Below are 8,480 nucleotides of genomic sequence, written 5' to 3' on the forward strand. Positions count from 1 at the left end.
CCACAGCACCCGCAAGGAGACCCACCCATGCCGCACCCGTGGCAGGCCCGGTTCATCAGCGCCGCCGCACCGTCCGCCGAGGGCGACCCGGCACCGTACTTCCGCCGGGACTTCGAGGTGGCCGACGGCCTCCGGCGCGCCGTGCTGCACGTCACCGCCCTGGGCATCGTCGAGCCGTACGTCAACGGTGTCCGGGTCGGCGACGACCTCCTCGCCCCCGGCTGGACCAGCTACCGGCACCACCTCGTGGTCCGGGAGCACGACGTCACCGACCTGCTGCGGACGGGCGCGAACGCCTTCGGCGCCGTCGTCGGCGAAGGCTGGGCGGTGGGTGCTCTCACCTGGGAGAACCGGCGCCACAACTACAGCGACCGGCCCGCTCTCTTCGCCCAGCTGGAGCTGCGCTTCGACGACCGCGTGGAGGTCGTCGGCACCGACGAGTCCTTCCGCGTCGGCACCGGGGCCGTGCGTGCGAACGGCATCTACGCCGGCGAGACCCACGACGCCCGCCTCGAACCCGACGGCTGGAACCGGCCCGGTTTCGACGACTCCACTTGGGACCGTGCCACGCCCTTCGAGTGGAACCTCGACACCCTGCGGACGCCCACGGCGCCCCCGATCCGGCGCATCGAGGAACTCGCGCCGGCAGCGGTGCTCACCAGTCCGTCCGGCCGCACGATCGTCGACTTCGGGCAGAACATCTCGGGTTGGGTCCGTCTCAGGGTCGAGGGCCGGCGGGGAGACACCGTCACCCTCCGGCACGCCGAGATCCTGACGCCCGAGGGCGAGCTGGAGACGGAGACGAACCGCACGGCGGCCGCCACCGACCGGTACACGCTGCGCGGCGGGCGCGAGGAGACGTGGGAGCCGCGCTTCACCTTCCACGGCTTCCGCTACGCCGAGATCGACGGCTGGCCCGGTGACTTCGACGCCGACGCGGTACGGGCCGTCGTCGTCCACAGCGACATGGTGCGCACCGGCTGGTTCGAGACGTCCCATCCGCTGGTGAACAAGCTGCACGAGAACACCGTCTGGTCGATGCGGGGCAATTTCGTCGGCGTCCCCACCGACTGTCCCCAGCGCGACGAACGGCTCGGCTGGACCGGTGACCTCAACGCGTTCGCCCCCACCGCCGTCTACCTCTACGACGTGCGGGGCGTCCTGGAATCCTGGCTGCGGGACCTGGCGGCCGAGCAGGCGGAGACGGGGAACGTGCCGATGGTCGTCCCCGACGTGCTGCGGACCGGGTCCTCGCCGACCGCGCTGTGGGGCGACGTCGCGATCAGCCTGCCCTGGCAGCTCTACCAGGAGTACGGAGATCCGGCCGTGCTGCGTTCCGCGTACGCCTCCATGACCGCCTTCATGCGGGCGGTCGAGCCCATGCTCGACGAGCACGGCCTGTGGAGCAGCGGCTTCCAGTACGGTGACTGGCTCGACCCGGACGCTCCCGCCGACAACCCGGCCGGCGGGAAGACCGACGCGCACCTGGTCGCCTCCGCCTACCTGTGCAAGACGACGCGGGAGCTCGCGCGGACCGCCGAGATCCTCGGCGAGACCGAGGACGCCGAGCACTACACCCGGCTCGCCGAGCGGGTGCGCGCGGCGTTCCGCAGGGAGTACGTGTCGCCGGCCGGCCGGGTCGTGAACGAGTCGGCGACCGCCTACGCCCTGGCCATCATGTTCGGCGTCCTCGACGAGGACCAGCTCCCGACCGCCGGCGAGCGGCTCGCCGCGCTGGTACGCAAGGCCGGCTTCACGGTCGCCACCGGTTTCGCGGGGACACCGCTGCTCGCCGACGCCCTGACGGCCACCGGTCATCTCGCCGAGGCCTACGACCTGCTGCTCCAGGAGAAGGCCCCGTCCTTTCTCTACCCGGTGACGATGGGGGCGACCACCATCTGGGAGCGGTGGGACTCCGTCCTGCCGGACGGCACGCTCAACTCGACCGGGATGACCTCGCTCAACCACTACGCCCTCGGCGCCGTGGCCGACTGGCTGCACCGGGTCGTCGGCGGCCTGGAACGGGTGGAGCCCGGCTGGCGTCGCTTCCGCGTCGCCCCGCGGCCGGGAGGCGGCCTCACCCGGGCACGTGCCGCGCACGACACCGTGCTCGGCCGGGCCGAGGTCTCCTGGCGTCTCGACGGCGAGGACATGGAGGTCCGCGTCACCGTCCCCGGGGACGCGGCCGCCGTCGTCGAACTGCCCCTGCACCCGGAGCAGCGCGTCGAACACGTCGGTGCCGGTGAGCATGTCTGGCGCTACCGCGCCGCGGGCACGAGCGACCGGGCCGGCATCACCATGGAGACACCGGTCCGGGACATCCGGCGCGACCCCGACCTGTGGTCGGCCGTACTGGACGTCCTGGAAAGCCACTTCCCCGGTGTCCCCATCAAGGCGGCCGGGGACCACATCGACGGCATGTCGCTCGCGGCCATGGCGGCCCGCGCCCCCGGCGGCGCCGCCGACCTGGAACGCGACCTGCGAGCCCTGTTCGGCGGAACCGGCGCATGAGGGGCAGGACCGCACGGGCGATGGCGGCGCTGCTGGACGGCGTCGACTTCACCGACGGCTCCGTGGGCGGCCGCCACGGCGCCGTCCCGGTCCGGCGTTACCGTCCCGCCGGCCCCGCCGCGGGCACGCTGGTCTGGCTGCACGGCGGCGCGTTCTCCGGCGGCGGCCTCGACCAGTGCGAATCCCACGCCGTGGGCGCCGCCCTGGTCCGGCACGGGATCGAGGTCGTCGCGGTCGACTACCGCCGGGTGCCGCGATGGAACCCGTGGCGTGACCCCGGCCCCGGCCGGCTGCCGGGCGTGCGCTTCCCGGTGCCGCTCGACGACGTGGTCGACGCCTTCGGTGCCGTGGCGCGCGAACAGGGCCCGGTCATGCTCGGCGGCGCCAGCGCCGGCGCCTGCCTCGCCGCGGCCGCGGGGCTGCGCCTGCACGCGGAGGAAAAGCCGTCGCCCGCGGGTCTCGTGCTGGCCTACGGCACCTTCCACGCGACGCTGCCGCCGGTCCCGGAGACAGTGCGCGACCGGCTTCGCGGCCGTCACGGACTCGTCCAGTTCCGCCCGGACACCGTACGGCGGATGAACCACAACTACGCGGGCTCCGCCGAGGCCATGGCCCTGCCGTTCGCCTTCCCCGGCGGCCACCGGCTGCCACCGATGCCGCCCACCCTGATGGTCGACGCCGATCGCGACACCCTGCGTGCCTCCGGTGAGGCGTTCGCCAGGGAGCTGGTGGACTCCGGCACCCGGGTCGACCGCCATGTCGTCCGGGGGTCCACCCACGGGTTCCTGGACCGCCCGCACGGGCCCCACTTCGTCACCGGGACCGCTCTCATGGGCAGCTGGATCGCGGAGGCGGAAAAGGGAGGTGGTGAAGCAGGACAGCGAGGCTGAGCCGGTTCGGGAAAAGGCCCCCTCATCGCAGAAGGGCCGGCGAGCGGTCACGTCGGCGGTGGTGACCGCACGGCTCCGCATTCATCGGGCCCACCGGCCGCTTCCGCGTCAGCGCCTGGAACGTATCATCGACGCATGTCGCCGTGTGCGGCGAGCAAGGCTGCCGCGGGCCCGCACCGCGTCGAGCCGACGGCTGATACGGGCTGGAGACGATGACGCACCCCGGGAAGCGGACCACCAGCGCCGACGTGGCCAGACTCGCGGGCGTTTCGCGCACCACTGTGAGTTACGTGCTCAACAACCGGCCCGGTGAAGTGATCCCGGAGGAAACCCGTCGGCGCGTCCTGGAGGCCGCCGAGCGCCTGCAGTACCGGGCGAACTCCTCCGCGCGGGCGCTGGCAGCGGGCCGGAGCGACATCGTCCTGCTGTCCATCCCCGACCTGCCGATCGGCCCCAGCATCAGCCGTCTCGTGGAGGAACTGGCCTCCGCCCTCGCCGAGCACGGTCTGACCCTGGTCACCCACCTGATGGCAGGGCAGACCCGCGGCCTGCCCGACGTGTGCGCCGCCGTGGGCGCGTCCGCGGTGCTCGGCTTCGAGGCGTTCGACGACGACGACGTCCAGGCCATGCAGCGGCTCGGCGTCACGGTCGTGCCTCCCCACACCGCCGGCCTGTTGCCTCCGATGTCCCCGTTGGGACGACTGCAGGCGGAGCATGTGATCGCCCGCGGCCACCGCCGGATCGGCTACCTTCTGCCGTCCCAGGTCAGGTTCCGGAACATGGCGGAGGAAAGGCTGCAGGGAGTGGCCACGGCCTGCGCGGACGCCGGGGTGGAGCCCCCCGTGGCCCTGACAGCCGAGATGGAGATCGAGGATCTCCTCCGGCCGCTCAGGCTGTGGAGCGAAGCGGGCGTCACAGCCGTCTGCGCCTTCAACGACGAGCACGCGATCGCCCTGCTCGCGGCGATGCAGCACGCCGGACTGAGAGCTCCGACAGACCTGGCCGTCGTGGGAGCCGACGACATCCCGATGGCCCGTTTCGCTTCACCCGCCCTGTCCACGGTCTACTTCGATCTCCAGGAGGCAGGGCGCCGTCGGGCCGAAGCGGTGGTGGCCGGCCTGCGCGAGGGACGTCCGTGTCCCCCCTCCCCCGCCACCAGCCTGCGGCTGGTGCAGCGGTCCTCCACCTGAAGGCAGGTCCGGGCCCGCCTTCCGCCGTTACGGACTCGTGACCGGCAGACGTCTTGATGGACCGGCCTCGATCACTGTTGGCTACTGACGCGCGCCACTGACGCGCATCAGTAACGCAGCGCGACCGAAGGCAGCGCAGCCTGCGCCGACCACCAAGATCACCTCACCCCCCGGGGGACCGACGTCCGCACACCAGGACGCTCCAGTTCCAGAGCATGGATTGAATCGTTTCACCCCCCTGATTCCGCGCCCGTCGCCCGGCGGCACCGCCCGTAACCCGTCCCCACGACCGCGCGCCCGTCTCCACCCGTGAAAGGCGAACCATGTCTCCGACCGATACCGTGCAGGGCACCAGACCCGAGGAGAGCGGCTTCTCCGCCCGTCACGCACTCGCCCTCGTCGCCTTGCTGTGGACCGTCGCCCTCAACCCGATCACCGGGCTGCTGGCCGGCAACGCCCAAGCGGAAGTGGCGATCCACTTCCGCACTACACACATCGCGTGGTTCACCCTGGGCGCCGCTCTGATCGGCACCTTTCTGACACCGTTCGCCATGAAGGCCGCGGCCATGTACGGCAAGAAGCGGGTACTGGTCGTCATCACCGTCCTCGGGCTGGTCGGCGATGTCGTCGCGGCGCTGGCGACCAGCTATGAACTGCTGCTGGTCGGGCGCGTCTTCGCCGGCGTCTACGGCCCGTCCGCGTTCATCGCCTACGCGATGGCCCGCGACGTGTTCCCCAGGCGCCTGGTGGGCGCGGCCAGCGGTGTCCTCGCGGCCAGCGTGGGACTGGTCGGTCTCGGCGGACCCTTCCTGTCGGCCTGGCTGCTGGACAGCAACGGTTTCCGCGCCGCGCTCTGGTTCATCGCCTGCTCCGCGGCCGCGTGTCTGCTCCTCCAGCTCTTCTGCATCCCCGAGAGCCCGGTACGGGAGTCGAACCAGCGCATGGACTGGATCGGCGGCCTGCTGCTCGGCGGTGGTCTGACCGCCGTCGTCTACGCCATCGGCGAGGGCTCCCACTGGGGCTGGACCAGCGGCAAAACCCTCACCTGGATCGGCCTGGGCGTACTGGCGGTGCTCGTCTTCATCCCCTACGAGACCAGGACGGCACATCCACTGCTCCCTCTCACACTCATCAAACGGCGCCGGGTGTGGACGGTCTTCCTGGCCACCTCGGTGGCGGCGGGCGCCACCTACGCGGTGGGGACGGTGACCATGATCCTCACTCTCATGCCCGAAATCCCCGGCGTTTCCGACGGACTGGGCTGGTCGGTCACCAAGAGCGCCGTGGTCAGCGCCCCGACCAGTGTCCTGGTCGTCGTGGTCGCCGTCCTCGCGGGCAGGTTCGCCGGCCGGTTCGACACCAGGGTCCTGCTGGCCGCCGGTGGCGGACTCGTCACGGTCGGATACGCGGTCGCATCCCAACTGCACCACAGCGAATGGCAGTTCATCGTGTGGGGGTTGATCAGCGGTCCCGGTATGGGTCTGGTCGTCGCCATCATGCCGATCATGGTGATCCAGTCGGTGGCTCCGGAGGAGCAGGCTCTCGCCAACGGCTCGCAATGGCTCGTGCAGGGCGTGATGCAGGTCGTCATCACCCAGTTGGTCTTCACGACGATGACCCGCGACGGTGTGGTCGCACAGGGCACCCAGTTCTATCGCGACTCCGGCTTCACCAACGCGTTCCTTCTCGTGGCCGGGGCCTGTGCGATCGGCACCCTTCTGGTGGCGGCCGTCCCGAAGGCTCGTCCGGTCGACACCGTGGAGGCCGGTCAGGCGGCCTGACGTCACCTCTCCGGGCCGGCTCCCCGCAAGGAGCCGGCCCGGCTTCATTGGCTCCCGCCGCCCGCGTGACGCGCAGGCAGGCCTCTTCCTCGTCGCCCCCGGTGCCTTGCCGTGCCCCTCATCCCAGGTGTGACGAGTAGGTCACCTCCTCGATCACGACCCGGCCCCGGACCAGTTCGGCACCGAGCATCCGTCCGGTGAACCCCCCGGCCACCTCAGTGGAGAGGTAGCGTCCGTCGAAGGTGCCCAGGACGTGACTCGTGCCGTCGTCACCCACCACGGCCAGTTCCACGAGGTCGGGTTCGTCGGGTCCACCGAACGGCCCGGGCCGGTCGGAGTCACGGACGGTGATGCTCAGGAGCACGGCGCCCCCGGCAGGACGAGGTATCCGTGCGACCGTACTGACGGCGGGGCCGATCGAGACCGTCGCCTCGACGGTGTCCGCGTCGGCGGTCAGCCCGTACCAGTGGTCACTGTCGATGCGCAGCAGGAAACGCCCGGTGCCGGCGGAGGTGTCCATCCGTGCCCGTGCCGTCCACTGGGTGTCCCGGACACGCGTCAGGAGCAGCGCCGGCGTCTGCTGGTGCGGCCGGCTCTCCAGCAGAAGACCGCTTCGGCTCCCCCGGCGGGCGAAGTCCGCGGGGCTCGTGCCGGGCGCTACCCAGCGTGGATGGAGTTCCGGCGTCTCGAAGCGGTCGGTGAAGGAGTGGTCCTGCGTCTTCACGGCGAAGCGCTGTTCGTCCACGACCGGCCAGCCGTCCGCCCAGTCCACCCCGGCGAGGAAGGTCTCACGCCCATTGACATGGAACTTGGGGGTCCTGCCGCGGGGCCGGACACCGAGGTAGACCATGGCCCACGAGCCGTCGGCCAGTTCCACGAGATCGGCGTGCCCGGTGTTCTGGACCGGGTGGTCCGTACTGCGGTGCGTGAGGATCGGGTTGTGCGGCGCCGCCTCGAAGGGACCGTCGAGGGACCGGGCTCGGGCGACGGTGACGGCGTGGCCCCTCTCGGTGCCGCCTTCCGCGAGCAAGAGGTACCACCACTCCCCCAGACGGTACAGGTGGGGCCCCTCCGGGGCCGCGAGACCGGTGCCGCCCCACAGCAGCCGGGGCTCGGCCAGCATGGCGCCGGTCGCGGGATCGATCGGCACGGTCGCGATGCCACGCAGGCCGGGCAGGAAAGAAGCCCACGTGAGGTGACATACCCCTGCGTCGTCCCACACCAGGTCCGGGTCGATGCCGATGGTGCCTGCCACATGGACCGGATCGGTCCACGGTCCTTCCGGGTTCTCGGCCGACACGATCAGGTGACCTCGGCGTACTTCGTGGATGTTCGTCGTCACCAGCCAGAACCTGCCACCGTGGTGACGGAGTGTCGGCGCGTAGATGCCCGAGCCGGCGGTCCCGGCGTGCGGCGCGAGCTGACTCGGACGGGTCAGGACGTGGCCGATGTGGGTCCAGGTGACCAGATCGGTGCTGCGGTGGACGGGGACGCCCGGTACGTACTCGAAGCTGGAGTTGGCGAGGTAGTAGGTATCGCCGACGCGGCACACGGAGGGGTCCGGGTGGAATCCGGCGATGACGGGCGTGGTCATGGACGCGATCTCCTAGCGATGCGGGATGTCAGGGATGTCCGGCCGGTCGGGGCGCGCATGTGGCGGGCCGGCGGCCGGTGACAGCCGTACCCCCGGTCTGTTCGATCTCCTCGACCACCATGCCGGCGACGGGGACCCGCACGTACGCCCGCGCCGACGCGAGAGCCGTGGCCCGTCCGACGACGGACGCCCACCGGTCGTGATGACGGCGTGCCCCGCCGGGCCGCTGCTCATGACTGCTCCTTGTCGGCCTCGGCCCGGTCGGCTCGATGGGGCACGCGGCGCGCCCACTGACACGCGTCAGTCGCTGTCAGCAGCCAATAGGAAGCCGGGGCCGTCCACAAGGCGCACTTCATCAATATCGGATAACGGTCGGGCCGGCCGGACAGGCCACCGCCGCACGGGACGGACGGCAGCAACCGGCCCGCGCCCGTGGCGGGCCCATGCTCCGGTGGGGAGGGAAGAGCAGCCTGCTGGATGGGGCCGGGCCCGGCGGTGAGCTTGGTGCGCTCAC

The 8,480-nt window shown here is 71.3% G+C and carries 6 protein-coding genes; 4 read left to right on the plus strand and 2 right to left on the minus strand.

Features of this window, described 5'->3' with window-relative positions; translation table 11 throughout:
• Window positions 1-27: 27 nt before the first annotated feature.
• From ABZ340_RS31020 to ABZ340_RS31035, 4 genes are all read left to right on the plus strand, one after another.
• Window positions 28-2,511, plus strand: coding sequence for a family 78 glycoside hydrolase catalytic domain (locus ABZ340_RS31020; RefSeq protein WP_358785185.1), 2,484 nt, complete (start codon window positions 28-30; stop codon window positions 2,509-2,511).
• Window positions 2,508-3,401, plus strand: coding sequence for an alpha/beta hydrolase (locus ABZ340_RS31025; RefSeq protein WP_358785186.1), 894 nt, complete (start codon window positions 2,508-2,510; stop codon window positions 3,399-3,401). Before ABZ340_RS31020 ends, ABZ340_RS31025 begins: the two co-directional genes overlap by 4 nt.
• Window positions 3,402-3,613: 212 nt before the next feature.
• Window positions 3,614-4,591, plus strand: coding sequence for a LacI family DNA-binding transcriptional regulator (locus tag ABZ340_RS31030; RefSeq protein WP_358785187.1), 978 nt, complete (start codon window positions 3,614-3,616; stop codon window positions 4,589-4,591).
• A 323-nt stretch (window positions 4,592-4,914) separates the two neighbouring features.
• Window positions 4,915-6,372, plus strand: coding sequence for an MFS transporter (locus tag ABZ340_RS31035; protein ID WP_358785188.1), 1,458 nt, complete (start codon window positions 4,915-4,917; stop codon window positions 6,370-6,372).
• Between the two features lie 118 nt (window positions 6,373-6,490).
• On the opposite strand, the gene ABZ340_RS31040 is transcribed toward ABZ340_RS31035, so the two are convergent.
• The gene (locus ABZ340_RS31040) at window positions 6,491-7,966 is read right to left on the minus strand and encodes a family 43 glycosylhydrolase (RefSeq protein ID WP_358785189.1); all 1,476 of its coding nucleotides are present in this window, start codon (window positions 7,964-7,966) and stop codon (window positions 6,491-6,493) included.
• A 230-nt stretch (window positions 7,967-8,196) separates the two neighbouring features.
• Window positions 8,197-8,480, minus strand: a 284-nt coding sequence (locus ABZ340_RS31045; protein WP_358785190.1) for a hypothetical protein, incomplete at its 5' end; no start/stop codon positions are given.

The sequence above is a fragment of the Streptomyces sp. NPDC006134 genome (genome assembly GCF_040628835.1).
Taxonomy (GTDB): domain Bacteria; phylum Actinomycetota; class Actinomycetes; order Streptomycetales; family Streptomycetaceae; genus Streptomyces.